The sequence below is a fragment of the Aeromonas sp. QDB30 genome (assembly GCF_027707645.1).
Classification (GTDB): Bacteria; Pseudomonadota; Gammaproteobacteria; order Enterobacterales; family Aeromonadaceae; genus Aeromonas; species Aeromonas caviae.
The window spans coordinates 18,271-45,021 of the sequence record NZ_JAPCIY010000031.1 but is presented as its reverse complement, the minus strand read 5'-3'; the positions used below and the strand labels follow the sequence as shown (position 1 = coordinate 45,021).

General features: G+C 63.8%; 20 protein-coding genes. 11 read left to right on the top strand and 9 right to left on the bottom strand.

The features are described 5' to 3' along the window. Positions 1-104 precede the first annotated feature (104 nt). The gene (locus PG896_RS11420) at positions 105-827 is read right to left on the bottom strand and encodes a phosphatase PAP2 family protein (RefSeq protein WP_029314731.1); all 723 of its coding nucleotides are present in this window, start codon (positions 825-827) and stop codon (positions 105-107) included. Between the two features lie 250 nt (positions 828-1,077). On the opposite strand from PG896_RS11420, the gene PG896_RS11415 reads away from it, so the two are divergent. The 7 genes from PG896_RS11415 (at position 1,078) to dedD (ending at position 9,990) form a co-directional block, all read left to right on the top strand. Beyond that, on the top strand, positions 1,078-2,199 hold the full coding sequence (locus tag PG896_RS11415; protein ID WP_201920761.1) for a 4-phosphoerythronate dehydrogenase: 1,122 nt from the start codon (positions 1,078-1,080) through the stop codon (positions 2,197-2,199). A 147-nt stretch (positions 2,200-2,346) separates the two neighbouring features. Then, positions 2,347-3,363, top strand: a complete 1,017-nt coding sequence (locus tag PG896_RS11410) for an aspartate-semialdehyde dehydrogenase (RefSeq protein WP_010675142.1) — start codon at positions 2,347-2,349, stop codon at positions 3,361-3,363. 293 nt (positions 3,364-3,656) lie between these two features. Next, the gene (locus PG896_RS11405; RefSeq protein WP_270835728.1) at positions 3,657-5,783 is read left to right on the top strand and encodes a FimV/HubP family polar landmark protein; all 2,127 of its coding nucleotides are present in this window, start codon (positions 3,657-3,659) and stop codon (positions 5,781-5,783) included. A gap of 166 nt (positions 5,784-5,949) precedes the next feature. Next, a complete protein-coding gene (gene truA, locus PG896_RS11400; protein WP_041214976.1) occupies positions 5,950-6,759 on the top strand; it encodes a tRNA pseudouridine(38-40) synthase TruA in 810 nt (269 codons plus the stop codon). A 119-nt stretch (positions 6,760-6,878) separates the two neighbouring features. Further along, the gene (gene accD / locus PG896_RS11395; protein ID WP_041214977.1) at positions 6,879-7,742 is read left to right on the top strand and encodes an acetyl-CoA carboxylase, carboxyltransferase subunit beta; all 864 of its coding nucleotides are present in this window, start codon (positions 6,879-6,881) and stop codon (positions 7,740-7,742) included. 2 nt (positions 7,743-7,744) lie between these two features. Continuing rightward, complete coding sequence (gene folC / locus PG896_RS11390; protein WP_201872187.1) at positions 7,745-9,004, top strand: bifunctional tetrahydrofolate synthase/dihydrofolate synthase; 1,260 nt, start codon at positions 7,745-7,747, stop codon at positions 9,002-9,004. Between the two features lie 179 nt (positions 9,005-9,183). Beyond that, a complete protein-coding gene (dedD, locus tag PG896_RS11385) occupies positions 9,184-9,990 on the top strand; it encodes a cell division protein DedD (RefSeq protein WP_069785214.1) in 807 nt (268 codons plus the stop codon). Between the two features lie 113 nt (positions 9,991-10,103). On the opposite strand, the gene PG896_RS11380 is transcribed toward dedD, so the two are convergent. From PG896_RS11380 to PG896_RS11365, 4 genes are all read right to left on the bottom strand, one after another. Further along, entirely contained in the window at positions 10,104-10,448 is a 345-nt protein-coding gene (locus PG896_RS11380) for a TusE/DsrC/DsvC family sulfur relay protein (protein ID WP_102948544.1), read from the bottom strand. Between the two features lie 112 nt (positions 10,449-10,560). Beyond that, on the bottom strand, positions 10,561-12,711 hold the full coding sequence (gene yccS / locus PG896_RS11375; protein WP_270835726.1) for a YccS family putative transporter: 2,151 nt from the start codon (positions 12,709-12,711) through the stop codon (positions 10,561-10,563). Between the two features lie 264 nt (positions 12,712-12,975). Then, positions 12,976-13,632: a Bax inhibitor-1/YccA family protein gene (locus PG896_RS11370; protein WP_010675134.1), complete on the bottom strand. Its 657-nt coding sequence runs from the start codon at positions 13,630-13,632 to the stop codon at positions 12,976-12,978. A 163-nt stretch (positions 13,633-13,795) separates the two neighbouring features. Next, complete coding sequence (locus PG896_RS11365) at positions 13,796-14,734, bottom strand: helix-turn-helix transcriptional regulator (protein WP_042880087.1); 939 nt, start codon at positions 14,732-14,734, stop codon at positions 13,796-13,798. Between the two features lie 130 nt (positions 14,735-14,864). On the opposite strand from PG896_RS11365, the gene PG896_RS11360 reads away from it, so the two are divergent. From PG896_RS11360 to PG896_RS21195, 3 genes are all read left to right on the top strand, one after another. Beyond that, positions 14,865-17,021, top strand: a complete 2,157-nt coding sequence (locus PG896_RS11360) for a TonB-dependent siderophore receptor (protein ID WP_042864029.1) — start codon at positions 14,865-14,867, stop codon at positions 17,019-17,021. Positions 17,022-17,118: 97 nt separating this feature from the next. After that, positions 17,119-18,165: an alpha/beta hydrolase gene (locus PG896_RS11355; protein WP_201890115.1), complete on the top strand. Its 1,047-nt coding sequence runs from the start codon at positions 17,119-17,121 to the stop codon at positions 18,163-18,165. 135 nt (positions 18,166-18,300) lie between these two features. Then, entirely contained in the window at positions 18,301-18,561 is a 261-nt protein-coding gene (locus tag PG896_RS21195) for a DUF6719 family protein (protein ID WP_373870474.1), read from the top strand. Between the two features lie 104 nt (positions 18,562-18,665). Here the strand turns inward: PG896_RS21195 and prpF are convergent, their stop codons facing one another. The 4 genes from prpF to prpB all read right to left on the bottom strand — a co-directional run bounded on the left by prpF (position 18,666) and on the right by prpB (position 24,764). Beyond that, positions 18,666-19,865, bottom strand: coding sequence for a 2-methylaconitate cis-trans isomerase PrpF (prpF, locus tag PG896_RS11350; RefSeq protein ID WP_200163608.1), 1,200 nt, complete (start codon positions 19,863-19,865; stop codon positions 18,666-18,668). 156 nt (positions 19,866-20,021) lie between these two features. After that, positions 20,022-22,640 (bottom strand): Fe/S-dependent 2-methylisocitrate dehydratase AcnD, encoded by a 2,619-nt coding sequence (gene acnD / locus PG896_RS11345; RefSeq protein WP_270835725.1) that lies wholly within the window; start codon positions 22,638-22,640, stop codon positions 20,022-20,024. Next, positions 22,640-23,800, bottom strand: coding sequence for a bifunctional 2-methylcitrate synthase/citrate synthase (gene prpC / locus PG896_RS11340; RefSeq protein WP_270835724.1), 1,161 nt, complete (start codon positions 23,798-23,800; stop codon positions 22,640-22,642). The genes acnD and prpC overlap by 1 nt, the downstream gene beginning before the upstream one ends. A 64-nt stretch (positions 23,801-23,864) precedes the next feature. Beyond that, a complete protein-coding gene (gene prpB / locus PG896_RS11335) occupies positions 23,865-24,764 on the bottom strand; it encodes a methylisocitrate lyase (protein WP_049635976.1) in 900 nt (299 codons plus the stop codon). 383 nt (positions 24,765-25,147) lie between these two features. Here prpB and PG896_RS11330 point away from each other — a divergent pair, with 383 nt between their 5' ends. Beyond that, positions 25,148-26,701 carry a methyl-accepting chemotaxis protein gene (locus PG896_RS11330; RefSeq protein WP_270835723.1) on the top strand — a complete coding sequence of 518 codons (1,554 nt, stop codon included), beginning with the start codon at positions 25,148-25,150 and terminating at the stop codon, positions 26,699-26,701. Positions 26,702-26,751 lie beyond the last annotated feature (50 nt).

Here is a 26,751-nt window from a genome sequence, read left to right as displayed (position 1 = left end):
CCGAAACCCAACAAGGAGTTTCGGATTCTTACACAGCCTGAGGATCGGTCAATGGATCCTTAACTGATCGGCATTACACCCAGGTGCCCGTTTTTTATTGGAGGTCAGTAGTGGCGCAACCACCAGCGGGCGGCCAGGAGGGCGGTAAGGCTGCCAAGCAGGGCGCTTGCCAGCACATCCAGGGGCCAGTGCATGCCGATAAGGGTGCGCGAGAGGCCGATCCCGATGGCCCAGAGTGGCAGCAGCCAGGCCCCGGCGGGTGCCCGGGCCAGCCAGATCAGGCCGAAGAACTGGGCGAGGCTCATGGCGGCGATGCTGTGACCGGAGGGAAAGGCGTAGTTGACCTCTGCCTGCCAGTGCTGGCCGAGCCAGGCGGGCAGCGCCAGCAACTGGGTCGCGGCGTGGACCTGTTCGCTGCGAAGGGCCTGGCTTCCCCCATAGAACTGGCGGATGGCGGGGATCAGCTCCTGGCTCTCCAGCCAGATGAGGTAGGGCCTGGGCTCCTCGGTCAGCAGCTTGATGAGGCTCTTGATGACCCAGTCGCTCGCCAGCACGGCAAAGAGGGCGCCAGCCAGCGCCAACAAGGCGCGACCGTCCAGCGTCAGCTTGTGTCTTGTGAGCAGCAGCAGGGCGGCGATGGTGAAGACCAGCCCCGGCAAGTCCACCATGCGGGTGAGGGCGTAGGGCCACCATAGCCAGCCCGATTGCAGGGCCTGGGTCATGAACGGCTGCCAGGGCAGGCAGACGAGCAGCAGCAGGGGAAGGAGCAGGAGGGCATTGAAATGAAGCACCTTGCGGCGTGGCAACGAAGAGGAGTGAGTCGGCATCAAGGGGTCCGGTTCGGTGGCGCGAGCGGCTAGAAAGAGGCGTCATTGTGCCAGTCAGGTTGCTCTGGTCAAGGCGAAGGGGGCGAGGGCAACAGGCTGTTACATATGATGCTGCCGGACATCGTGCCCGCACCTGAGGCCGGAAGACGGAAAGATGGCCGCAGAGCGGTCTGCCAACAAGCCTCTGAAAATCCGTCGCGTTTGGGCTAGAATGGCGCGCCTGTGGCCCTTGTGGACGAGATGCGTGCCGATGAAGATCGTCGTTGATGAAAATATGCCCCATGCGGTGGAGCTGTTTGCGGAATTTGGTGAAGTGGTTCCCCTGCCGGGACGAGAAATAAGGGCCGCGGATCTGCAAGAGGCGGATGTGCTGCTGGTGCGCTCCGTGACCCGGGTCAACGAAGCGCTCCTGGCGAGTTGCCCCAGGCTGGGGTTTGTCGGTACGGCCACCATCGGCACGGATCACATCGATCAGGGGCTGCTGGCGGCGCGGGGCATCCTCTTCTTCAGCGCCCCCGGCTGCAACAAGGTGTCGGTGGGGGACTACGTGCTCTCCGCCCTGCTGGTTCTGGCGGAACGCCATGAGCTGACCTTGAGCGAGATGAGCCTCGCCGTCATCGGCGCCGGCAACACCGGCGAGAGCGTGGCCGGCAAGGCCGAGGCGCTCGGGATGAAGGTGCTGCGCTGCGACCCGCCCCTGGCCCGTAGCGGCGCCGCTGGCGACTTCGTGGATTACCGCACTGCCCTGGATGCCGACATCGTCAGCTTCCATGTCCCCTATCTTCGTGAAGGGGATGAGGCCACCTTCCACCTGCTGGGAGCCGAGGAGATCGCCGAGCGTCCGGCCGGGCAGATCCTCATCAACGCCTCCCGCGGCGAGGTGTGGGACAACCGTGCCCTGCTTGTCCGCCAGCAGGGACCCCATCCCCTGCGACTGGTGATGGACGTGTGGGAAGGAGAGCCGGAGCCCCTCAATGAACTGGTGCCCCATACCGAGCTGGCCACCCCGCACATCGCCGGTTACAGCCTGGAAGGCAAGGCCCGTGGCACCTGGATGCTCTATGAGGCGCTGTGCCGGCAACTGGGGCGCACCCCGCGCCAGGATCTGCAATCCCTGCTGCCTGCCCCCGAGGTGCGCGAGCTGACGCCGGGGCAGCCGGCGGATCAGGCGCTCATCAAGCAGCTTGTCCACCTTGTTTATGACGTGCGCCGTGACGACGCCCGTTTTCGCAACCGGATCGGGCTGCCCGGCAGCTTCGATGAGCAGCGCAAGCGCTACCCCGAGCGGCGCGAATTGGGCGCCTTGCAACTGAAAGGGCCCTTCGCCGACGACAGACTGGCCCGACTGGGCTTTGCCGTCTCGAAGCAATAAACCCGATTTCAACAAGGGGAGGGGCTTGCCCAGGCGGCGCTTCCCCCCGGCCCGGCATCATGGCGGGCCTGTCATCAAACCGATACGCGTGCCAGCCGGGGCCCTCATGCCCGGCCCCGACGGGCCGCATCACAGGAGAACAGATCAGTGAGTCAGCAATTCAACGTAGCGGTATTGGGTGCCAGCGGCGCCGTGGGTCAGGCCATGATCGAGATCCTGGAGGAGCGCGCCTTCCCGGTAGCGACCCTCTATCCGCTCGCCTCCAGTCGCAGCGCTGGGGACACGGTGCGTTTTGGCGGCAAGAACGTCGACATCCTTGACGTGGAGGCCTTTGACTGGAGCCAGGTGGAGATTGCACTCTTCTCCGCCGGTGCCGAGGTCTCGGCCAAATGGGCGCCCATCGCCGCCGAGCACGGCTGCATCGTCATCGACAACACCTCCTGCTTCCGCTACGACGAGGACATTCCCCTGGTCATTCCGGAAGTGAACCCGGACGCGCTGGCCGATTTTCGCAACCGCAACATCATCGCCAACCCCAACTGCTCCACCATCCAGATGCTGGTGGCCCTCAAGCCCCTGCATGACGAGGTAGGCATCAGTCGCATCAACGTGGCGACCTACCAATCCGTTTCCGGCTCCGGCAAGGAAGGGGTGAGCGAGCTGGCGGGCCAGACCGCCCACCTGCTCAACGGCCGTCCGGTGGAGCCGACCCTCTATCCGCAGCAGATCGCCTTCAACCTGATCCCGCAGATCGATGCTTTCACCGATAACGGCTACACCCGGGAAGAGATGAAGATGGTGTGGGAGACCCAGAAGATCCTGGGGGATGCCAGCATCGCCGTGAACCCTACCTGCGTGCGGGTACCGGTCTTCTATGGTCACGCCGAGGCGGTCCATGTGGAGCTGCACCAGCCGCTGGACGCCGAGCAGGTCAAGGATCTGTTGCGCAATGCCCCGGGCGTCACCCTGTTTGATGATGAAGGGGACTACCCGACCCCGGTGCGCGATGCCACCGGTCAGGATGATGTGATGGTCGGGCGGGTACGCCAGGATATTTCTCATCCGAGTGGTATCAATATGTGGATCGTGGCCGATAACGTTCGTAAGGGCGCGGCAACCAACAGCGTGCAGATTGCCGAACTGCTGGTACGCGACTACCTCTGAGGCCGGATGTCGGCCCCGGGCGGGGAGGGAACCCCGCCTTGATGTGGGCGCCCTGGCCCCGGTATGTGACCGGGAACCCACTCTCCGGTTTTTGGAATACCGTGTGATATCAGTGGACTAGGTTTTTTTCTACACTCTGGTTCGCGTCTGGGGCTGCTTTCTGGTCGCCGCCGGGCGCGAAATATGTCGGATCGCTGGCTTGAGACCGGCGCCTGATTTATATTGAGCCGATTGTTTTGGGGTAACTATCCAGATTTTTCAATGTGATAGGGCCGTCATACGAAGGAACGAATATGGGACATTCCCGCATAACGCTGGCAACGCTACTCGCATTGGGGCTTCTGGGCACGGTTCAGGCCGAAGAGGGGGCGCGAGAACCCTTCTTTGTCGAACTCAAGGGACCGGATGGCTCACCGCCCCCCGCGGTGCAACCAGAGCCCCGGGCCCAGCCCGTGGCGCCCGTCACCCTGCCCAGAGCCGAGCCCATCGTGCGTCAGGTGCCTGCTGCGTCGGCTGGCAGTTATGGTCCCGTGCGTCCCACCGATACCCTCTGGAGTCTGGCGAGCAAGCATCGCCCTTCCAACCGGGTAAGCGTCTACCAGACCATGGTGGCCATCTATGACAAGAACCCCCGAAGCTTCGCAGACGGCAACATCAACCATATTCTGGTTGGGTCCCACATCCTGCTGCCCACCGCCGCAGAGGCGGGGCGCATCACGGATGCCGAAGCACGCCGTCGCTTCAACAGCGACAACGCGAGCTGGAAGGGGCTGAGCCCCAAATACCTGGCCAACAAGCAATCCCACGTCGCCCAGCCGGTGGCGAGCAAGCCTGCTCCGGCCAAGCCGGCTGTGGTGGCCAAGAATACACCGCCCAAGGCGGCGCCGATCCCGGCGGCACCCAAGGCGACGGCTCCTGCCCCCGAGGTGAAGGAGACCGCCAAGGCGGCTGTCTCCACTCCCGTGGTGGTGAGCGCTGCTGCGAGCAGCGCCGACAGCACGGCGCCGGCGCCCCTGCCCGCCACTGCGGTGGGCAAACCTTCCACCGAGATGGCGCTGGCTCTGGAAGATGCCAACGCCCAGCTCGGCCAGGTCACCGAGATGAACCACAGGCTCAAGCTGCGCCTGCAAGCCCTGACCGAAGAGGTGGAGACCCTCAAGGCCCAGTTGCAGGATCAGACCGCCCTGCAAAAAGAGGTGGCTGAACTCAAGGCCAATCCGACGCCTCCCGTGGTGGCGCCGGTGCCCAAACAGAGCTGGCTGATGGAGCTGCTCTCTTCGCCGCTCAATCTCGCCATGATCATCCTGCTGCCGGTACTCCTGGTGCTTGCCCTGGTCACGCTCTGGCTGCGTGCTCGTGCCCGCCGCGAGCTGGAAGAGCAGGAGAAGAGCCTCTCCGAGTCGACCTCCATGGTCATGGGAGACGAGAACAGCGAGTTTGATCAGCTGATGACGGTGGGCATCGCGGATGACGAGCCCCTCCATGGCATGCCGGATCTCAACGAGCCGGAAGTGAGCAGGAAGCAAGATGGCGCCAGTGCTGCCGCCGATGTCATCTTCCGGGATGACGAGACGGCGCTCTCCGCTTTTGATGTGGAGCCTGCGGTGACGACGGCGAACCGGGATCCGGATCTGGTGCCCGAGCTGGATCTGGCCCACGAGGGGGACTTCGATCTGCCCGTGGTGCCGGAACTCGATCTCTCCGACGAGCCCACCTCCTCTGCTCGTGGTCATGACGAGATCATGACCGAGGAGGAGCTGCAGGCCGCCCTGTTTGCCGAGCTGGACGCGGATCTGGAAGCGGATCTGGCCCAGGCCCAGGAGGAGAGCCGCAGCCAGCGTGACGAGACACTGGCCAACTTCGATCTGAGCGATCTAGAGACCGGGTTTGGCGAGCCGACCGACGATGAGCTTGCCGCCAAGGCGCCGCACATCGACGAGACGGGGTTTGGCAAGGACGATGTGGACGATATGCTGGCCGAGCTCGGGCTGGAGCCCACCAAGCCGGCAGCGTCCGAGTGGGATCCCAGCGAGCTGGCCCTGGCGGACTTCGAGGATGCCTTCGCCGAGGTGGAGTCTCATCAGGGGGAGGTGAAGCCCCGCGAACAGGTGCAAGACAGCGACTTTGTTGAAATCGACAAGCTGCTGGCCGATGCCGATGCCAGCAGCACGGAGCAGGAACCCTATCAGGGCTTCTCCCTGGATGTGGGGCTGGACGGTTTCCCCGAGGTGCTGCCGGAGTCCAACGGCTTTGATGTGGATGCCGATGACGGCGGGGTGGGGGCCAAGCTGGATCTGGCCCGGGCCTACCTCGAGATCGACGACAAGGAGAGCGCCCGCGAGCTGCTGGAAGAGGCGGTGGCCCAGGGCAGCGAGCACCAGCGCAGCGAGGCGCAGAAGCTGCTCAAGCGCCTGGGCTAGGCAGGCCCTTGTCATCCATGCACCAGAGAGGGCAGCCCGCAGGCTGCCCTCTCTCTTTGGGGGCCCCGCACCGCGGCCTCGCCCGGTCTGGGACTTTTGAGCCCAAGCGCGTATAATCCGCCCCGTTTCTTTCACTGCATCCTTTCATCAGAAGATACCGTTACCCATGCGAATTGCCCTTGGTATTGAATATGACGGCAGCCGGTACTTCGGCTGGCAGCGCCAGCGCGAAGTGATCAGCGTTCAGGAGGAGCTGGAAAAAGCCCTCAGCCGCATCGCCAACCACCCCGTCTCCATCCAGTGTGCCGGTCGCACCGATGCGGGGGTGCATGCCACCGGCCAGGTGATCCACTTCGATACCGAGTCGAACCGCGCAGAAGGCGCCTGGACCCTGGGGCTCAACTCCAACCTGCCCCCTGACATCGCCGTGCGCTGGGTCAGGGAAGTGGACGAGCATTTCCATGCCCGCTTCAGCGCCACCGCCCGTCGCTACCGTTACGTCATCTACAACCACAACTACCGCCCGGCGATCCTGGGCCAAGGCGTCAGCCACTACCACGAAGCCATCGATGCGACGCTGATGCACCAGGCCGGCCAGAGCCTGCTGGGGGAGCACGACTTCAGCACCTTCCGGGCTGTCGCCTGTCAGTCCAACACCCCCTGGCGCAATGTGACCCACCTGTGTGTCAGCCGTTCCGGCCCCTACATCGTGCTCGACATCAAGGCCAACGCCTTCCTGCATCACATGGTGCGCAACATCACCGGCTCCCTGCTGCTGGTGGGGCAGGGGCTTCAACCGGTGGAGTGGATTGCCGAGGTGCTGGCGGCGAAGGATCGCAACCTGGCGGGCCCGACCGCCAAGGCGGGCGGCCTCTATCTGGTGGATGTGGATTACCCGGCCGAATTCGGGTTGCCCCGGCCGCCCCTCGGCCCGCTGTGGCTGCCGGACTCGGCACCGGGTACGACCAGTTTTTAGTAACTGGGCCCGAAAATTTGTGGTTTAATGATCCGTCGTTTATTGCCATCGAGCCGTTAAGTCATTGAACAATCAAGGCTCGATGTGTTTTGTCAGGCACAAATGCATTAAGGAATTCCATGAGCTGGCTTGAGAAGATCCTTCCCAAGAGCAAGATCACCACACCGCGTCGTCACAACATTCCGGAAGGGGTGTGGACCAAGTGTACTGCTTGCGAACAGGTGCTCTACCGGGCAGAGCTGGAGCGCAATCTCGAAGTGTGCCCCAAGTGTGACCATCATATGCGCATCAGCGCCCGTGCCCGTCTCGAGAGCTTCCTCGACACCGAGGGACGCAGCGAAGTCGCGGCCGAGCTGGAGCCGCAAGACATCCTGAAATTCAAGGATTCCAAGCGCTACAAGGATCGTTTGTCTGCCGCCCAGAAAGAGACGGGCGAGAAGGATGCGCTGGTGGTGATGAAGGGGACCCTTAAGGGGGTACCGGTCGTCGCCTGTTCATTCGAGTTCTCCTTCATCGGGGGCTCCATGTCCTCCGTGGTCGGTGCCCGCTTCGTGCGCGCCGTCGAGGAGAGCATCAAGGAGGGCCGCGGCCTGGTCTGCTTCTCCACCTCCGGTGGTGCGCGGATGCAGGAAGCCCTGTTCTCCCTGATGCAGATGGCGAAGACCAGTGCGGCCCTAGATCGCCTCACCAAGGCGGGCCTGCCCTTCATCTCCGTGCTGACCGACCCCACCATGGGTGGCGTCTCCGCGAGTCTGGCCATGCTGGGTGACATCAACGTAGGCGAACCCAAGGCGCTGATCGGCTTTGCCGGCCCCCGCGTCATCGAGCAGACCGTGCGCGAGAAACTGCCGGAAGGCTTCCAGCGCTCCGAGTTCCTGCTGGAGAAGGGCGCCATCGATCTCATCATCGACAGGCGCGAAATGCGCAACCGTCTGGCCGGTCTGCTGGCCAAGCTGATGAACACACAGGTCATCGAAGACTGAAGATGAGTTCACACATGCAACAATCCCAAAGCCGGTCGCTGGTCGACTGGCTTTCTTATTTGGAGCAGATCCACCCGGCCAACATCGACATGGGGCTGGAGCGGGTCGGCACGGTTGCCCGCTGCATGGGCCTCACCGAACTGCCGTTCAAGGTGATCACGGTGGCGGGCACCAACGGCAAGGGCTCCTCCTGCGCCATGGCGGCCAGCATCCTGATGGCCGCCGGCTACCGGGTCGGTGTCTACTCCTCCCCCCATCTGCTGCGCTTTACCGAGCGGGTGCGCGTCAATGGCCAGGAGCTGGCCGATGGCGATCACTGCGCGGCCTTTGCCGAGGTGGAAGCCGCCCGGGGCGACATCGCCCTCACCTTCTTCGAGTTCGCCACCCTGGCGGGTCTGTGGCTGTTTCGACGCGCCGCGCCCGATGTGCTCTTGCTGGAAGTGGGGCTGGGGGGGCGGCTCGACGCCACCAATGTGGTGGAATCAGACGTCGCCATGATCACCTCCATTGCCCTGGATCACTGCGACTGGCTCGGGGATACCCGGGAGGCGGTGGCGGTGGAGAAGGCTGGCGTCTATCGCAAAGGTAAACCCGCCATCAGCGGGGAGCCCAATCCGCCGTCGACCATCGCCAGCGAAGCGGCGCGCCTCGGCGCCTGCCTGCGTCAGGTCGGCATCGATTTTCGTGGTGACGAGCATGAAGGTGACTGGGATTATCACGGCCTGCACCACTGGTCGGGATTGCCCAAACCGACCCTGCCGCTGATGAATGCGGTCACCGTGCTGGCGGCCCTGGAGTCCCTCGGTCTGCCATTGGCGGAGTCCGCCATCCGCGACGGCCTGGCCAATGCCCGCCTGGCTGGCCGGATGCAGCAGTTGCAAACCTCGCCGCTGGTCATCGTCGACGTGGCCCACAATCCCCACTCTGCCGCCTATCTCGCCAGCCAGCTGCGTCAGCTCCCCGGCAAGGGCAAGCGCTGCGCCGTGGTTGGCATGCTCAAGGACAAGGACATGGCGGGGTCGCTGGCCGAGCTTGACGGTCTGATTGACGAGTGGTTCCTGGCAAGCCTCCACGGCCCGCGCGCGGCCACGGCCGACCAGTTGGCGACGGCCCTTGGCAGCGGCCGGGGCGCGGCGCTCACCTTTGCCAGCGTGGGGGATGCCTTCGGCGCCGCCTTGGCCGCATCGAGTCCTGACGATATGGTCATTGTGTTCGGCTCGTTTTACACTGTCGCCGACGTGCTGGCTCTGGGCTCGGTCTGAGCCGTTCGCTCCCCTGGCTCCGTCAACGTGACGACGGGCCGGGTTTTGCACTGGATAATCCCCTTTCAGGCCAAGTGGGTGGCGAGGGACCCGGCTTCGCCAGCCGGCGTGAGGGGAGGCGTTCTTTGCGAAGTGTGCAAGATTGCAATGGATCCTAAGTAACATGGGTGGAAATTAACTTGGCTTCGAAGTTTCAAAACAGATTGGTGGGGACCGTCATCCTGGTCGCCCTGGTGGTCATCTTTCTGCCGGACCTGATGGACGGCAACAAGCTGGAGCAGAAGGACGAGGCCTTTGCCAAGATCCCCCTGCGTCCGGAGCTGGAGCCCGCCAAGCCTGCGCTTCAGGTCTCGGCGGCGAGCACCCTGCCGGCCGAGCATCTGGCGAGTCAGCAGCAGGCCTCTGCCGCGACCCAGTGGCAGGTAGAGGAGATTGGCGATACCGTGACCCTGGCCAATCAGGGGGGAGCCAATCCAGCGGGAGCCAGTCAGGCTCCCATCACCCAGCAGCAGCCGGTACAGGCCGTGGCGCAACCCAAGCCCCAGCCCAAACCCGAGCCCAAGCCGGAAGTGATCGCCAAGAAACCGGTGGAGCAGCCCAAACCCAAGCCGGTGCCAACCAAGCCGGTAGAGGTGCAAAAACCGGTGGAGGCCAAGCCACAGGCGGGCCAGATCAAGACCATGGATGATCTCATCGCGAGCAAGATGGCCCAGCCGACTACGGCACCGGCAGCAGCAGCCCCGGCTCAGGGGAGCTGGATCCTGCAGCTCGGCGCCTTCAAGAATGCAGACAGCGTCAATGCCCTGGTGAGCAAGCTGAGGGCGGCGGGCTACTCGGCCCAGACGTCGCCGAGAACCCCGGTGCAGGGGCAGATCAACCGGGTCTTCATCGGGCCGGATGTCTCCAAGGCTAAGTTGCAGGGCATGCAGAGCCGGATCAGCCAGATGACGGGCTTGAGCGGCTCCGTGGTGGCCTACAACCCCTGACAGCATGATGAAATGAAAAGACCGCGCCTCATGGCAACATGGGCGCGGTCTTTTTTTGTGTCCAACACGGGGGAGGCAGTGTGGATATCGGGCTATCGGGCTGCCGAGGAGGCCTAGATGCACTTCACCGGCTTGGGGAGGCCTGCGATCTTGGTGGCCTGCTTGGCGGGGCCTTCCGGGAACAACTTGTAGAGGTAGCGGCTGTTGCCCTTCTCCGGGCCATACTGCTTTTCCATTGCCTTGACCAGGGCGCGGATGGCGGGGGAGGTGTTGAACTCCAGATAGAAGGCCCGCACGAAACGCACCACTTCCCAGTGGGGATCCTCCAGCACTATCCCCTCTTTCTCGGCCAGCGCCAGGGCCAGCGCCTCGCTCCATTGCTCGCTGTGGCGCAGATAGCCCTGGGCATCGGTCTCGATGAGTTGGCCGTTGAACTGCAAATGGTGTGGCTCGGACATGACGCTTCCTCGAAAAGGCTATCTCAATGGGGCGGGCATGGTAGCGCCTTGCGTCCCGTCCGGCAACCGGGGCGGCGCTTGGCACCTGCCTCGGGCGGGATCGGTCCGGCGGCTATGTCCGGCTAGGTTCGCCCTGACCTGTCAGCAGCTGGCCGTCGTTGGCCAGCATCAGCAGCTCGTCTGCCAACTGGCTGATGAGGGTGAGCTGCTGGCTCAGCATCAGCTGCTCCTCGCTGCTCTCCGGAGCGATGGCCGGACAGGCTCCCGCGAGCGGCGTCGGCATCTCCCCCGCCAGGTGACCGGCGGCCTGCTCCAGGGTCTGGCTGATGTGGCGGCTTATCTCCTCCAGCCCCTCGATGGGCTCGAGTTTGTCGCGATGGGCCCCAAGCGCCGAGATATAGGAGAGCAGGGCATGGTTGCGCCAGGTGAGAGTGAAGCAGAGATCCAGGAAGCGGCGGCGCTTGCTCGGCTCCACCAGCATGCTCTGCCAGGCCATGGCCAGCTCGCTGTCGGCGAGGTGGGCACACTTGCGGGCCACCCGGTAGTCCAGGGATTCATCCCGTTGGCGATGCAGGCTGGCGAGTACCGCCGAGAGGTACTTCGCATTGGCGGACAGGGAGTTGGCGATAAGGGTCGGCAACCGCTTGTATTGCCAGTCGGGCCAGAGCCAGGCCACCAGGGCGTAGGAGAGCAGGCAGCCGAGCAGGGTATCGAGCAGGCGGGGTCCTAGGATGGCGAAGCCGATGCCATCCAGCAGGTTGAACGCCATCAGCACGTAGAGGGTGATGAAGCAGACGGCGGCGCTGTAGTTGCTGCGCACCTGGGTGAAAAACAGGAAGGCGGCAAGCCCCATGATCCCCAGTTGCAGGTGCAGCTCGGGGAAGAACCAGAGCACGGGCACGCCGATGAGGATACCGGCGAAGGTGCCGAGCATCCGCTGCACCAGGCGACGGCGGGTTGCGCTGTAGCTCGGCTGGCAGACGAACAATACGGTGAGCAGGATCCAGTACCCCTTGTCCAGGTGAAACGCCTGCAGAATGCCATAGCCCACGACCAGCCCGAGGGAGAGCCGCAGGGCATGGCGAAACACCATGGAGTTCGGGGTCAGGTGCTGCCTGAGCAATGCCAGCAGGGGCAGGGCGACCGGCCGTGCCAGGGGAGGCAGGCTGGTGGGGGGCGCGGCGGGGTTTTGCAGCTCTTCGGCGCTTTGCAGCAACTGGTTGATGCTGGCCAGGTTGCGACGCAGGAACTTCATCGGTGTCAGCAGGGTCTTGGGGTAGTGCTGCTTGAGGTGGGTGAACTCCAGCTGATCGCCGAGGGCCTCCAGGGTCCAGTGAATGCGTTTGTGGTGGGTGTAGGGCTTGTGCACCAGGATGGCGTAGCCAAGCTGCTGACAGGCGTGGGCAAGCTGTGACAGCACCTCCTGGAAGCCGTCGAGGACGATGCCCTGCTTGAGCTCCGCTTCCAGCTTGCTGTAGGGGTAGTGGCTGGAGGTGGCCCGCTCCTGGATCTCCAGGGCAAGCAGGTAGAGGCGCAGCAGGCCCGCGAGCTCGGGGGCAACCCCGTGGCGGCCGGGGGCATGAAGACGGGCATTGAGCGCCGTCTTGGCCTGGTTCAGGGCATTGACCAGGTTGATGTTGAGCTGGGCCAGATTGTGGCGGATGGCCTGGGCGCCGTGCTCATCCGCCGGGAAGAAGCGGGATTTCTCCTGCAAATAGCGGGCGAGGGCGAAGTAGCTCTGGGCCAGTTGCTCGTGCAGGGTCTTGTAGGGCAGCAGCCAGAGCCAGACCAGGGACACCAGGCCGTACCAGAGGGCCCCGGCGCACAGGGCCAGCGGCTGATAGAGCAGATCCGGTGCCTTGGCGGCCCCCAGCATGGTGTAGATGGCAATCAGCAGGGAACCAAAGCTGATGGTGGCGTAGCGTTGGCCGAGGGCACCCACCATGACGAAGATAAAGGTGGAGCCCGCGAGCCCGATGGCAAAGAGCCAGGGGGTGGGGAAGAGATACTGCACGCACAATGAGGCGAACAGGAAGCAGAGCAGGGTCATGGCGAGGTTCTTGACCCGGCCCCAGAGGCTGTCGTCGGTCTCGGCGATGGCGCCGGCCACCACCCCGAGGGAGAGCAGCACGGTGAGCTGGATGTCACCGGTTGCCAGCGCGAAGGCGAGCAGCCCCGCGATGGCGAGCAGGACCTTGAGGGCGAAATAGATGTGGCTGTCTGTCAGCAGCCGGCGCAGCAGGCCGGAGAAATCCATCGGCATGCTAGGAACCACCCTTGAACGAGGTGAAATCGATGTGGCTGTCGGTCAGCAGCCGGCGCAATAAACCTGAGAAGTCCATGGGCATGGGATGAAGGCAACCCTTGAGCGAAACGAAAACGACAGCATAACCCGTCGGCAACGAAACGGCCCTGATTTGGATCAGGGCCACTTCGCTTCATATCCTTGATTTGCAACTTATCCTGACAGAAATGGGCGCCAATAAAAACCCCGCCGAAGCGGGGTCTTGTGCATCTTAAGCATCCATCAGTTGCGGTTGCCGCCAAGCAGGCTCAGCAGGCTCAGGAAGATGTTGTAGATGGAGACATACAGGGTGACGGTGGCAGAGATGTAGTTGGTCTCGCCGCCGCGCACGATCTGCTGGGTGGTCAGCAGGATGGCGCCGGAGGAAAAGAGCATGAACATGGCGGACAGGGCCAGGCTCAGGGCGCTCATCTGCAGGAAGATGTTGGCGACCATGGCTACCAGCAGTACCCAGAACCCGACGAACAGCATGCCGCCGAGGAAGGAAAGATCCCGCTTGGTGGTCAGGGCATAGGCAGACAGGCCGAAGAAGGTGAGCGCAGTGCCGCCCAGCGCCGTCATCACGATCTCGCCGCCGCCGTTGTTCATGTACATGTTGATGATGGGGCCGAGGCTATAGCCCAGCAGGCCGGTCAGGGCGAAGGTGAACACCAGCCCCATGCCGTTGTCACGGTTCTTCTCGGTCAGGAACATCAGGCCGTAGACACCGATGAGGAACACGGCCCAGTGCAGGGGCGGCATGTTCATGACGGTTGCTACCCCGGCTACCACGGCTGAGAAGCCAAGAGTGAGGGAGAGCAGCATGTAGGTGTTGCGCAGCACCTTGTTGGTGTCGCGCACGGCACCCTGGGTGCCAGTGTAGATAGAACGGGTATCCATCTTGATGTCCTCTTGATTTCCGGGGTGAAGCGACCAGTTGTGCTTCGTTAACGCATTGTATGCACTGAATGTGTGGATGACGAGCGCTGATTTCAAGCGCCACCCCACCTGCGTGGTGCCTACTATCCCAGAGCAAAGATGTATTGCGCATGAACAAGGAGGCTCAAGGCGTTGCAGAGGGCGCCTGCTCCTGCTCTTTACCCTGTCTGGCGATCCGCGTCGGCGAGAAGCCGAACTGCTTTCTAAACGCCGTGATGAAATTGGCCACATGGTCATAGCCGGCGTGGGCGGCGGCGCCTTGCAGAGAGAGGCTGCGCGCCTCCAGCCTGGCCCGCGCTTCTTGCAGCTTTCGCTGGCGAAGGTAGCGCTGCAGGCTCATGCCCAGCTCTTTTTTTGCGGCTCGCTGCAAGGTGGAGACGCTCATGCCGAGGGTGGCCGCGATCTCGGTCAGGGTCATCTCGTCCACTTTTTCATCTCTGAGCAGCATCTTGAGGCGCGTCGGTTGCTCGTTCTGGCGCTGGCAGCAGGGGGAGGCGGCCTGCTGGAGGTGGGTCATCAGGCTCTCCCAGACACTGAGGGCAAAGGCCTTGCGCATCAGCATCTCGGAGGCGTTCTGGCTGCTGGTGAGATTGAGCGCTTCCGCAATCTGTCCAAGGGCAGCGGGCAGGGTCCAGTCGACGCGGCTCAGATGGCGGCTGAAGGTCTGTGCGAAAGCCTTGCGATGCGCCTGTGCCAGGTTGTGGGCGAGCCAGGTGTGGTCCAGGGAGAGGACGATGCTGCGGCTGCGCACCTGGGCTTTGGCCGCCCCCTGCACGATGTCGGGCTCGGTATAGAGGATGGCGGTTGCCACTATGGGGTCGGACTCGTGGAAGCGACACCCCTTGAGCCTGTGAGTGGCGCCATAGGTCATCAGGGCCCGGCTCTCGAGGGGAATGGCGATGATCAACTGCGGCGGCAACTCCCGCTCGGTGGCGAAGTCTGCCTTGTGAACGATGTCCTTGTTGTGAAAGCGAAGACCCTCCTGGATCACCAGGTTCTCCACCCTGCCGGTGAAGCGCCCCCGCTGGCGTGCGCTGGTATCCCTTGCCACTGTGTCAGTCATGTGCAATTTGACCATGTCGAAGAGTGAAATGACCACACCGCAAAACTGCGGCGGAAGATGGAGTGATATATTAGCCCCCGGAAAATCAAATGAAAATGATTATCATCTCTATCTTGAGGTCACTCTTACTATGGTTGTCTTGAAGGATAAAGCGCGAAGCCCGCTGGCTCTGGCCATCTCTGCCGCTCTGGCCGTCACCTTTGCCGCCCCGGCAGGGGCACACACACCGGACATCAAGCCGGACGAAACCCTGGTCGTCTATGGCAATCCACTCTACGGGATGTCGCCGTCGGAGGAGACGGGAGGCTATGGGGTCGACTCGGCCACCGTCGGCACCAAGACGCCGGCGGCCCTCAAAGACATCCCCCAGTCGATCACCGTGTTGACCAACGACTACATCGAGGAGCGCAACTTCGTGGCGGTTGACGATCTGGCCAAGTTCACGCCGGGTCTGCGCACCCTGGTCAATGACAGCGGTCGCTCCTCCATCTTCTCCCGCGGCTATGAGTACGACGAGGTGAACCTCAACGGCCTGCCATCGCCCATGCAGAGCAAGTACGGCACCCTGCCGTCGCTGGCGGCGGTGGATCGGGTGGAGATCATGCGGGGCCCCTCCGGCCTCTTCAACAGCACCAGCGAGCTGGGGGGCGTGATCAACATGGTGCTCAAGCGTCCGACCGACGCCTTCAAGGGCTCGGTCACGGCGCGCTATGGCAGCTGGGACAGGCATTACCTGGAGGCGGACATGGGGGGCGCACTCAACGACGAGGGTTCCCTGCGCGGTCGCGTCGTGGTGGCCAACGCCGACATCAAGAACCAGGTGGACTACAACAACAACGACAACGGTACCTACTACGGCACCCTGGAGTTCGATCTCTCGGATCGCACCCGCCTCTCCGTCTACGCCCTGCACCAGACCAAGGACATCCTGCCCACCAACGGCCTGCCGGCGTACAAGGACGGCTCCCTGCTCGACATCGGCCGCAGCACCTACCTGGGGTCGGCTGAAGACTTCTTCGACGCCGACACCACGGATGTGGGGGCCTCGCTGCAACACGCCTTTGCCAACGGCGGGGTGGGTCAGGTCTCGGCCCGCTACATGGATCACGACATGCGGCTGGAGCAGACCTTCACCAACGGCCCCGTGGACGCGGCGGGCAACACCGGGCTGATGTTCAACGGCCAGGGGAACCAGCAGAAGAACATGGCCTTCGATGCCAACTACAGTCAGATGTTCGATCTGTTGGGGCACAAGAGCGAGTTTGTGCTGGGCTCCGACTACAAGCGCTACGAGTCGGACATCCAGACCTACACCAACCGCAACCTCGGCAAGATCAATGTGTTCGATTTCGACCCGACCCGGGTCGCCAAGCCGGACTACAGCTACACCAAGAATGACCATGAGGAGCAGTCGGAGCTCGGTCTGTATGGCAAGGTGACCTGGCGTCTGCTGGAGCCGCTCGCGGTGATCACCGGGGCCCGCGTCTCCTGGTACGATCTGGATGCCGTCAGCACGACCCTGAGTTCCGGAGCCCAGAGCGGCGAGTCCAGTGCGTTCAACGGCAAGCTCACTCCCTACGCGGGGGCCGTCTATGACCTGAGCGACGAACACGCCTGGTATGCCAGCTACTCCAAGGTGTTCAAGCCCCAGACCAGCCAGGACGAGAGCGGCAACCTGCTCAAGCCCCGGGAGGGCAGCCAGTGGGAGACCGGCATCAAGTCCTCGCTGCGTGACGGCCTGCTCAACACCCGGGCGACCCTCTTCCTGATGAAGGACGACAACATCGCGGCCCAGGCCTACGACGATCAGGGCATTGCCATCACCAACACCTACTGGGCCACCGGCAAGGTGGAGACGCAAGGGGTGGAGCTGGAGGCGAGCGGCTATCTCAGCCAGAACTGGATGGTGATGGCCGGCTATACCTTCACCGACATCGAGGAGAAGGCCGGGGATCACAACCCGAAATTCGACACCATTCCCCGTCACGCCCTCTCCCTCTGGACCGACTACCACCTGGCCGACTGGGTGCAGGGGCTGCACCTCGGGGCCGGGATGACGGCGGTGAGCGACTACGGCTTCAACCAGAAGGGGGTCGAGACCCACCAGGGGGGCTATGCCCTGTTCGATGCGGCGGTGCGTTACGAGATCAACGACAGAATGCAGGCGACCCTGAATCTCTACAACCTGCTCGACCGGGAGTACTTCTACCGGGTCGGCTCCACCAGCACCTTCAACATGTACGGCGAGCCGGCGAACCTGATGGCAGGCTTCACCTACAAGCTGTAACGACCGACGACAGCAGGGCCTGCGGGCCCTGTTGTCGTCTCTGTGCGCCGCCCTACGGGGGATCCCCAAGGCTGGCGACACAATCCTGGTTCATCCAATGACAAGACTCATCACCCTGCTGCTCACCATGATCACACTCTCTTCTGCCCAGGCAGACATGCTCCACTACGCCCAGCGCTTCACCCACCATTCGGCCCTGCTGGGGGAGACGCGGCAATACAGCGTCTCCCTGCCCCAGGAATATGAACGCGAGCCCGGGGCTCGGTTCCCCGTGCTCTATCTGCTCGACGGGGAGAAGAGCCTGCTGGAGGTTGTCGGCATCACCCGGGCCCTGCGGGCCGGGCTCAATCCGGCTATCCCCCCCCTCATCATCGTCGCGGTCCACAACACCGACCGGATGCGGGATTACACCCCGAGCCACACCATGACCTTGCCAAATGGGGCACCGGCGGGGCCCGGCTATGCCGTGACGGGGGGCGGGCCCCGGTTCCTGCGCTATCTGAGTGAGGAGCTGCGCCCCCTCATCGAGGAGAGGTTTCGGACCCGGGCGCCGGCCCTGCTGGTGGGCCACTCCCTCGGCGGCCTGCTGGCGCTCGATGCACAGGCGCAAGATAGCGGCCAGTTCCAGGGAGTGATCGCCATCGACGCCAGCCTCTGGTTCGACTATCCCCGCAATTACGAGCGCATCGCGTCGGAGTTGACCGGGCCGCTCAAGCACGCCTCCTCGCTGTTCATGGCGGTGGCCAACAACCCCTTCACCCCGGGATTCGGGCGCTCGGCGTTTCACCGGGATCGCCTGCAGCAGTTTGCGCGGCAGGTGGTGGCAGCGCCCGGCGCAAACCTGCACGTCACCAGCCGCTACTTCGAGGAGGAGGATCACCACAGCGTCTACCACCCCGCCGTCTATCAGGGACTCCAGTGGCTGTTTCAGGGCTACCGGCTGGATCTGGCGCCCGGGCACTTCAGTCGACAGGGGGTGATCGCCCGCTTTGATGCCCTGAACCGCCACCTCGGCAGCGCACTGCGCCCGGAGCTGGGGAGCCTGCGGGACATCAGGGAGAAGGCCGTGCGCTGGCCGCAGATGGCGATCCCCGTGGATGAGGCCGATGCCCTGCTGGCCCACTACTACGGGTCGAAGCCGTGAAAAGCCGATTTTTTGCCTGTGTCTGGAATCGTCACAACGGCGCCGGAGACGGGTGTCGGTTCGGCGCCATCCCTGGGTAGACTGCCGAAACGAGGGGCGCCGGGTCGGTGCCCCGACAGAGGCAGGGAGTGAGCGATGGCGGTTGCAGGAAAGAGGGGAGGCATGCTGGCTCTGTGGTGCGGCGCACTCCTGATGTCGGGGTGCAGTGGGTTTGCGCCTGCGCCCATTCCCGTTACCTATCTGAGTCAGGATCCGCCCCCAGGCAGGCTGCCCCTTGGGGAGACCGCCTATGTGGATGACGGTCGCTGCCCACCCGGGCAGGTCAAGCGGCTCATCGGCGGGGACACGAAGCACAATGTGCCAAGAAAGGTGGAGTGTGTGGCAAGACCGCAATGATGATGTGATTCTCACAGCATGAAACATCCAAAAAAGAGCCCTGAGGCAGTCGCCTTGGGGCTCTTTTCGTCTGGCTGGCCTGGTCGGTGTGATGCCGCAGCGGGCTAGAAGGCATCTCCAGGGACCCGCACCCAGCCTTCCATCAGGATGCGGGCGGAGCGGGACATCACCGCCTTGGTGACCGTCCACTGTCCCGCTACCTGCTCTGCCTGGGCTCCGACTCTCAGGGTGCCGGAGGGGTGACCAACGCGCACCGCTTCGCGCTCGCCGCCCCCGGCGGCCAGATTGACGAGGGTGCCGGGAATGGCCGCCGCCGTGCCGATGGCCACGGCGCAGGTGCCCATCATGGCGTGGTGCAGCTTGCCCATGGAGAGGGCCCGCACCAACAGATCGATCTCGCCAGCAATAATCTCCTTGCCGCTTGCGGTGCGGTAATCCTTGGCGGGTGCGATGAAGGCAATTTTCGGGGTGTGCTGGCGAGTGGCCGCCTCTTCGGGGCGTTTGATGAGCCCCATGCGCAGGGCTCCGGCAACCCGGATCGCCTCGAAGCGTGCCAAGGCCTCGGGGTCCGTGTTTATCTGCTCGCGCAGCTCGGTGCCCTCATAACCGATGTCCTCGGCGTTGACGAACACCGTGGGGATGCCGGCGCTGAGCAGGGTGGCTTTCAGTACGCCGCTCTTTACAACAGACGCGGGCACCTCAAGATCGTCCACCAGATTGCCGGTGGGGAAGAGGGCGCCGCCGTCTTCCCCGTCATCGGACGGGTCGAGAAACTCCAGCACGATCTCGGCGGCGGGGAAGGTCACCCCGTCCAGCTCGAAATCGCCTGTCTCCTGCACCTGGCCGTTCGTCACCGGCACGTGGGCGAGGATGGTCTTGCTGATATTGGCCTGCCAGATCCGCACCTCACAGGTGCCGCTCTCCGGGATGCGGGACGGGTCCACCAGGCCGGCATGGATGGCGAAGGCCCCGGCGCCGGTGGAGAGGTTGCCGCAGTTGCCGCTCCAGTCCACGAATGCCTTGTCGATGGCGACCTGGCCGTAGAGGTAGTCCACATCGTGATCGGGTTGCTGGCTTTTGGAGAGGATCACGCACTTGGCTGTGGAGGAGGTGGCCCCCCCCATGCCGTCCATGTGGGCGCCGTAGGGGTCGGGGCTGCCGATGACCCGCAGGAAGAAGGCATCCCGTGCCGGGCCCGGGTGCTGGCAGCGCTCGGGCAGGTCAGATAAGCGAAAGAAGACCCCCTTGCTGGTGCCGCCGCGAAGGTAGGTGGCCGGAATTCTGACTTGTGGTATGTGGGCCATAGAGAGTGTCCTGAAAAGAGTCATGGATCCTGCTCCCTCTGGGAGAAGGTGCCCGAAGGGCGGATGAGGGGGATTTCCCCTCACCCCAACCCTCTCCCAAAGAGAGAGGGTGCCTTATGCCTTCCCCTTTTTCAAAGGGGCGGAGCGGGTTGCGATTTAGCTTGCGGCCTTTTGCGCAGTCGACGCCAGGAAATCCTGGGCGAAGCGTTGCAGCACGCCGCCCGCCTCATAGACCGAGACCTCCTCGGCGGTGTCGAGGCGGCAGGTCATGGGCACCTGGATCACTTCGCCGCTGCGACGGCGGATCACCAGAGTGAGATCGGTGCGCGGCTGGCGTGCTCCCACCACGTCATAGGTCTCGGTGCCATCGAGGCCCAGCGTGAGGCGGGTGGTGCCCGGTTTGAACTCGAGCGGCAGCACCCCCATACCGATGAGGTTGGTGCGGTGAATGCGCTCGAAGCCTTCCGCCGCGATCACCTCCACCCCGGCAAGGCGCACCCCCTTGGCCGCCCAGTCCCGGGACGAGCCCTGACCGTAGTCGGCACCGGCCACGATGATGAGGGGCTGCTTGCGCGCCATGTAGGTCTCGATGGCTTCCCACATCCGCATGACCCGGCCTTCCGGCTCGACCCGGGCCAAGGATCCCTTCTTCACCGCCCCGTTGACCACCGCCATCTCGTTGACCAGTTGGGGGTTGGCGAAGGTGGCGCGCTGGGCGGTCAGGTGATCGCCGCGGTGGGTCGCATAGGAGTTGAAGTCCTCCTCCGGCAGGCCCATCTTCGCCAGGTATTCCCCCGCCGCGCTGCCGGGCAGGATGGCGTTGGAAGGGGAGAGGTGGTCGGTGGTGATGTTGTCCGGCAACAGCGCCAGGGGCCGCATGCCGCGCAGGGTGCGCTCGCCCGCCAGTGCCCCCTCCCAGTAGGGCGGGCGACGGATATAGGTGCTTTGCGCACGCCAGTCGTACAGGGGCGCCACCTTGGGGCCATGGTCTTCCTCTATGGTGAACATCGGGATATAGACCTGGCGGAACTGGGACGGTTTGACCGCCGTGCGAACCACGGCGTCGATCTCTTCATCAGACGGCCAGATGTCTTTGAGGCGCACTTCCTTGCCGTTAACCACCCCCAGCACATCTTTCTCGATGTCGAAGCGGATGGTGCCTGCGATGGCGTAGGCCACCACCAGGGGGGGCGAGGCGAGAAACGCCTGCTTGGCATAGGGATGGATGCGACCGTCGAAGTTGCGATTGCCCGAGAGCACCGCCGTGGCGTAGAGATCCCGCTCGATGATCTCCTGCTGGATGGCGGGATCCAGGGCACCGGACATGCCGTTGCAGGTGGTGCAGGCAAACGCCACGACGCCGAAGCCGAGCTGTGCCAGCTCATCCATCAGCCCCGCCTCTTTCAGGTAAAGCGCGACCGTCTTGGAGCCGGGGGCGAGGGAGGATTTGACCCAGGGCTTGCGCATCAGGCCGAGCCGGTTGGCGTTGCGGGCCAACAGGCCTGCGGCAATCACGTTGCGCGGGTTGCTGGTGTTGGTGCAACTGGTGATGGCGGCGATGATGACGGCGCCATCGGGCAAGAGGCCGTCAGCCTCCTGGGCACGAGCCTTGTCCAGGTCCACCGCGATTCCGCGCTCGGCCAATGCCGATACCGGCAGGCGGCGATGGGGATTGGAGGGGCCCGCCAGGGTGCGCACCACGCTCGACAAGTCAAAGTGCAGCACCCGCTCGTACTGGGCGCCCGCCAGGGCATCGGCCCAGAGACCGGCCTCCCTGGCATAGGTTTCCACCAGCCTGACCTGCTCGTCGTCACGGCCGGTGAGCTTGAGGTAGTCGAGGGTCTGCTGGTCGATGAAGAACATGGCCGCGGTAGCGCCATACTCCGGCGCCATGTTGGAGATGGTGGCCCGATCGCCGAGGGTGAGGGCGGCGGCGCCCTCGCCACGAAACTCCAGGTAGGCGCCGACTACCTTCTGCTGGCGCAGGAATTCGGTGAGCGACAGCACCAGGTCCGTGGCGGTGATGCCGGGCTGCGGCTTACCGGAGAGCTCCACGCCGACGATCGAAGGCAGCCGCATCCAGGAGGCGCGCCCCAGCATCACGTTCTCGGCTTCCAGCCCGCCCACCCCCACCGCGATGACGCCGAGGGCATCCACGTGGGGGGTGTGGCTGTCGGTACCGACGCAGGTGTCCGGGTAGGCAATACCGCGGTCCGCGTGGATGACAGGGGACATCTTCTCCAGGTTGATCTGGTGCATGATGCCGTTGCCGGGCGGGATCACCTCGATGTTCTTGAACGCCTGCTTGGTCCAGTCGATGAAGTGGAAGCGATCCTCGTTGCGGCGATCCTCGATGGCGCGGTTCTTCTCGAACGCTTGCGGGTCAAAGCCGCCGCACTCAACGGCGAGGGAATGGTCGACGATGAGCTGCACCGGCACCACAGGGTTCACCAGGGCGGGATCGCCACCCTGCTCGGCGATGGCGTCGCGAAGGCCCGCCAGATCCACCAGGGCGGTCTGCCCCAGGATGTCGTGGCACACCACCCGCGCCGGGAACCAGGGAAAGTCGCGATCGCGCTTGTTGTGCACTATCTGGCCGAGGCACTCGCCGAGGATGGCCGGATCGCATTTGCGAACCAGGTTCTCGGCATGGACGCGGGCGGTGTAGGAGAGCCTGTCCCAGGCGCCGGGGGCGATGGCGTTGACCGCCTCCCGGGCGTCGAAGTAGTCGAGCTGTGTGCCGGGCAGGGGCTTGCGATATTGCGTGTTGATCATCACTTGCGCTCCTTGAGCGGCACGAACTGGAGATCCTCCGGGCCGACGTAGTTGGCGCTCGGGCGGATGATCTTGCCGTCGATGCGCTGCTCGATGACATGGGCCGACCAGCCTGAGGTGCGGGCGATGACGAACAGCGGGGTGAACATGGCGGTGGGCACCCCCATCATGTGGTAGCTGACGGCGCTGAACCAGTCGAGGTTCGGGAACATCTTCTTGACTTCCCACATGGTGGATTCCAGCCGCTCGGCGATATCGAACATCTTGGTGTTGTGCTGCTCCTGGCTGAGGGCGCGCGCCACCTCCTTGATCACCTTGTTGCGGGGATCGGAGACGGTGTAGACCGGGTGGCCGAAGCCGATGACCACCTCTTTTTTCTCGACCCGGGCGCGAATGTCAGCCTCCGCCTCGTCCGGATTCTCGTAGCGCTTCTGGATCTCGAAGGCCACCTCGTTGGCGCCCCCGTGCTTGGGCCCGCGCAGGGCACCGATGGCTCCCGTGATGCAGGAGTACATGTCCGAGCCGGTGCCGGCGATGACGCGGCCGGTGAAGGTGGAGGCGTTGAACTCGTGCTCGGCGTAGAGGATGAGGGAGGTGTGCATGGCGCGCACCCAGGAGTCGCGTGGCTTGTGCCCGTGCAGCAGGTGGAGGAAGTGGCCGCCGATGGAGTCGTCGTCGGTCTCCACATGGATGCGCTTGCCGTTGTGACTGAAGTGGTACCAGTAGAGCAACACGGAGCCGAGACAGGCCATCAGCTTGTCGGCGATGTCCCGGGCGCCCGGGTGGTTGTGATCGTCCTTCTCCGGCGACAGGCACCCCAGCACGGAGACGGCGGTGCGCATCACGTCCATGGGGTGGGCAGAGGGAGGCAACTGCTCCAAGGCGGTCCTCACTCCGGTGGGCAGGCCGCGCAGGGCCTTGAGCTTGGCCTTGTAGGCGGCGAGCTCCGCCACATTGGGCAGATGGCCGTGCACCAGCAGGTGGGCTATCTCTTCAAACTCGCAGCTGGTGGCCACGTCCAGGATGTCGTAGCCACGGTAGTGCAGGTCGTTGCCGGAGAGGCCCACGGTGCACAGGGCGGTGTTGCCGGCGGCGCTGCCGGAAAGGGCGACGGATTTCTTGGGCTTGAAGCCGGAGGTCGTTTCGGGAATGGCGCTCATCACATGTTTCCTCATTCAGTCCGTTGAAGCGCCAGCCGCCAGCATAAGGCGGCCGGTCGCCGTCTTATTCCTTGGTCGAAAGATCCTGGGTGAACAGCCTGTCCAGGGTCTGCTCGTAGTGGTGGTAACCGAGAAAATCGTAGAGGGACTCCCGGGTCTGCATGGTGTCGACCACGGCGCGCTGGTGGCCGTCGCGGCGAAGCGTCTGATAGACGTTGAGGGCGGCCTGGTTGGCGGCGCGGGTGGCGCTCAGGGGGTAGAGCACCATGTCGACGCCATGCAAGGCGAGCGCCTCCTTGTCAAACAGCTCGGTCTTGCCGAACTCGGTCATGTTGGCGAGGATGGGCACCCCGGCCGCCTGCTTGAAGCGGTCGTACTGATCCAGCTCGGTGACCGCCTCGGCGAAGATCATGTCGGCTCCGGCCTCCACATAGGCGGCGGCCCGCTCCAGGGCCGAGCCCAGTCCTTCCACCGCCAGGGCGTCGGTGCGGGCCATGATGACGAAGTGCTCGTCCTGGCGGGCATCCACCGCGGCCTTGATCCTGTCCACCATCTCCGAGACCGTGACCACCGCCTTGTTCGGCCTGTGACCGCAGCGCTTCTGGGCCACCTGATCTTCCATGTGGACGGCGGCCACACCGCCACGTTCGAAGGCGCGGATGGTGCGGGCGATGTTGAAGGCGCCCCCCCAGCCGGTGTCGATGTCCACCAGGAGTGGCACCTGGGTGGCGGCCGTGATGCGTTCGGCATCGATGAGCACGTCATTCATGGAGGTCATGCCGAGATCCGGCAGGCCATAGGAGGCATTCGCCACCCCGGCGCCGGAGAGATAGAGGGCCTGGAAGCCGCTGCGCTCGGCCATCAGCGCCATGTAAGCATTGATGGTGCCGACAATCTGCAGGGGCTTTTCGTTGGCCAGGGCCGTGCGAAAACGCTTGCCGGCCGAGGGGGAGAGGTTGGACATGGTGACTCCTTTCATGGGGTGCGTGTCTGCTGGATGTGTAGGGTGAACGGTACCATCTCACACTACGTTTACGTTAACGTCAACTATGCTTAGGTCCAAGGTCGCATCAAGTGCGCTCTCCCCTGACGGGGTTCCCTGCAACGCCAGTATCACAGACTCGTTGGAACCATTTTTGGGTGTGATGCATCGTGTGGGAGAGCGGTGAACCTGGGAAAATGCCGGGTGTTTTTTGGCCAAACCGGGGCTTTGGGGGCCAAAATCTTGCGCGGCGTCAAACAGGATGCAAATTGTGTCTCAGCCATCCTCCCCGACTGGGTCTCTGCGTTGCTTGCCCGTAGGCGTTTGGCTACGCTCAGTGGGTGATCAAACAAGGGGGGTGCGCCATGAAGAAAAGCCAGGTTCATCTCATCGACGAAGAGGTGGATTTTCCTGCCAATGAACAGCTGGTCTCCACCACGGACCTGCAGGGTGTGATCACCTACGCCAATGATCACTTCTGCCGGGTAGCGGGGTACAGCCGGGCCGAGCTCATCGGCCAACACCACAACATGGTTCGCCACCCGGACATGCCCAAGGCCGCCTTTGCTGACCTCTGGGGCAAGCTCAAGCAGGGCAAACCCTGGCGCGGCATGGTGAAAAACCGCTGCAAGGATGGGCGTTACTATTGGGTGGATGCCTATGTCACCCCCATCTTCGAGCAGGGGCGGATCAATGGCTACCAGTCGGTCCGCAGTCGCGCCGCGCCGGAGATGAAAGCCGTGGCCGGGCGCACCTATGCCAGATTGAAGAGCGTGGAGCGGGGGGAGCGAAAGGGCGGATTGAGCCTGCGCCCGATGCGCCACGGGCTGGCCATCGTCGGTATCTTGCTGATGCTGGCGGGGGGAGCCTATCTGATGGGGCCCTGGGGGCCGTTGTTCACCCTGTTGCCTCTCTTGTGGCTGGCCCTGATCTATCGTGACACCCTCATCACTACCCCCCGTTATCTGCGACAGCTCGCGGACGAATATGACAGCCTGACCCGGCTCATCTATTCGGGGGAGGATGCCAGTGCCATTGCCGACTTCCACATCAAGTTGTTGCAGGCCAGGATCCGCACAGTCCTTGGACGAGTGGACGATGCGACCCTCTCCCTGCAGGATCTCGCGGTGCATCTGAAAACAGCCTCCAGCGAGGCGAGCGCCGACATCGCCGAACAGGATGTCCAGACCCAGCAGGTGGCGACGGCCATCACCGAGATGGCGGCGACAGCCCACGAGATTGCCCGCAATATCCTGGAGACGGACAACCAAATAGCCCAGGCCAAGGCGCACTGCCAACACACCGATCAGCAGTTGGAAGATACCCAGCACAGGGTGACGGAGCTGGCCACTCAGGCAGAGCATGCCTTCACGGCCGCCGTGGCACTGGCGGAGGAGTCGGACCGCATCGGTGTGCTGATGAGCGAGATCCAGGGCATTGCGGATCAGACCAATCTGCTGGCGCTCAACGCCGCCATCGAGGCGGCGCGGGCAGGGGAGCAGGGGCGAGGCTTTGCGGTGGTGGCGGACGAGGTGCGAACCCTCTCCACGCGCACCCACAAGGCGACCGAGCAGATCCAGAGCAGCATAGGCCAGATCCAGCGTACCCTGAACGGCTGGAAGGGAATGATGCAGCAGAACCTGCAACAGACCCAATCCTGCGTGACCCTGACCCGCCAGGGATCAGAGAGCCTGCATCAGGTGCTGGCGGAAATAGAACGGGTGGTGGACCTCTCGGCCCAGATCTCGACGGCGGCAGAGGAGCAGCAGGCGGTGGTGGAGGACATCAGCCGCAACGTCAACGCCATCTCCCAGCACTCCCACACCAACAGCAACAAGATGCAGGACATGGACGCCTCGAGCGACATCCTGCTCACCAAGGCTCGCCAGCTCAAATCCCTGGGGCAGACCTTCGGGTAAGAGCGGTCAGACTCATGCAATACAGGAAGGCCACCCTTGGGGTGGCCTTC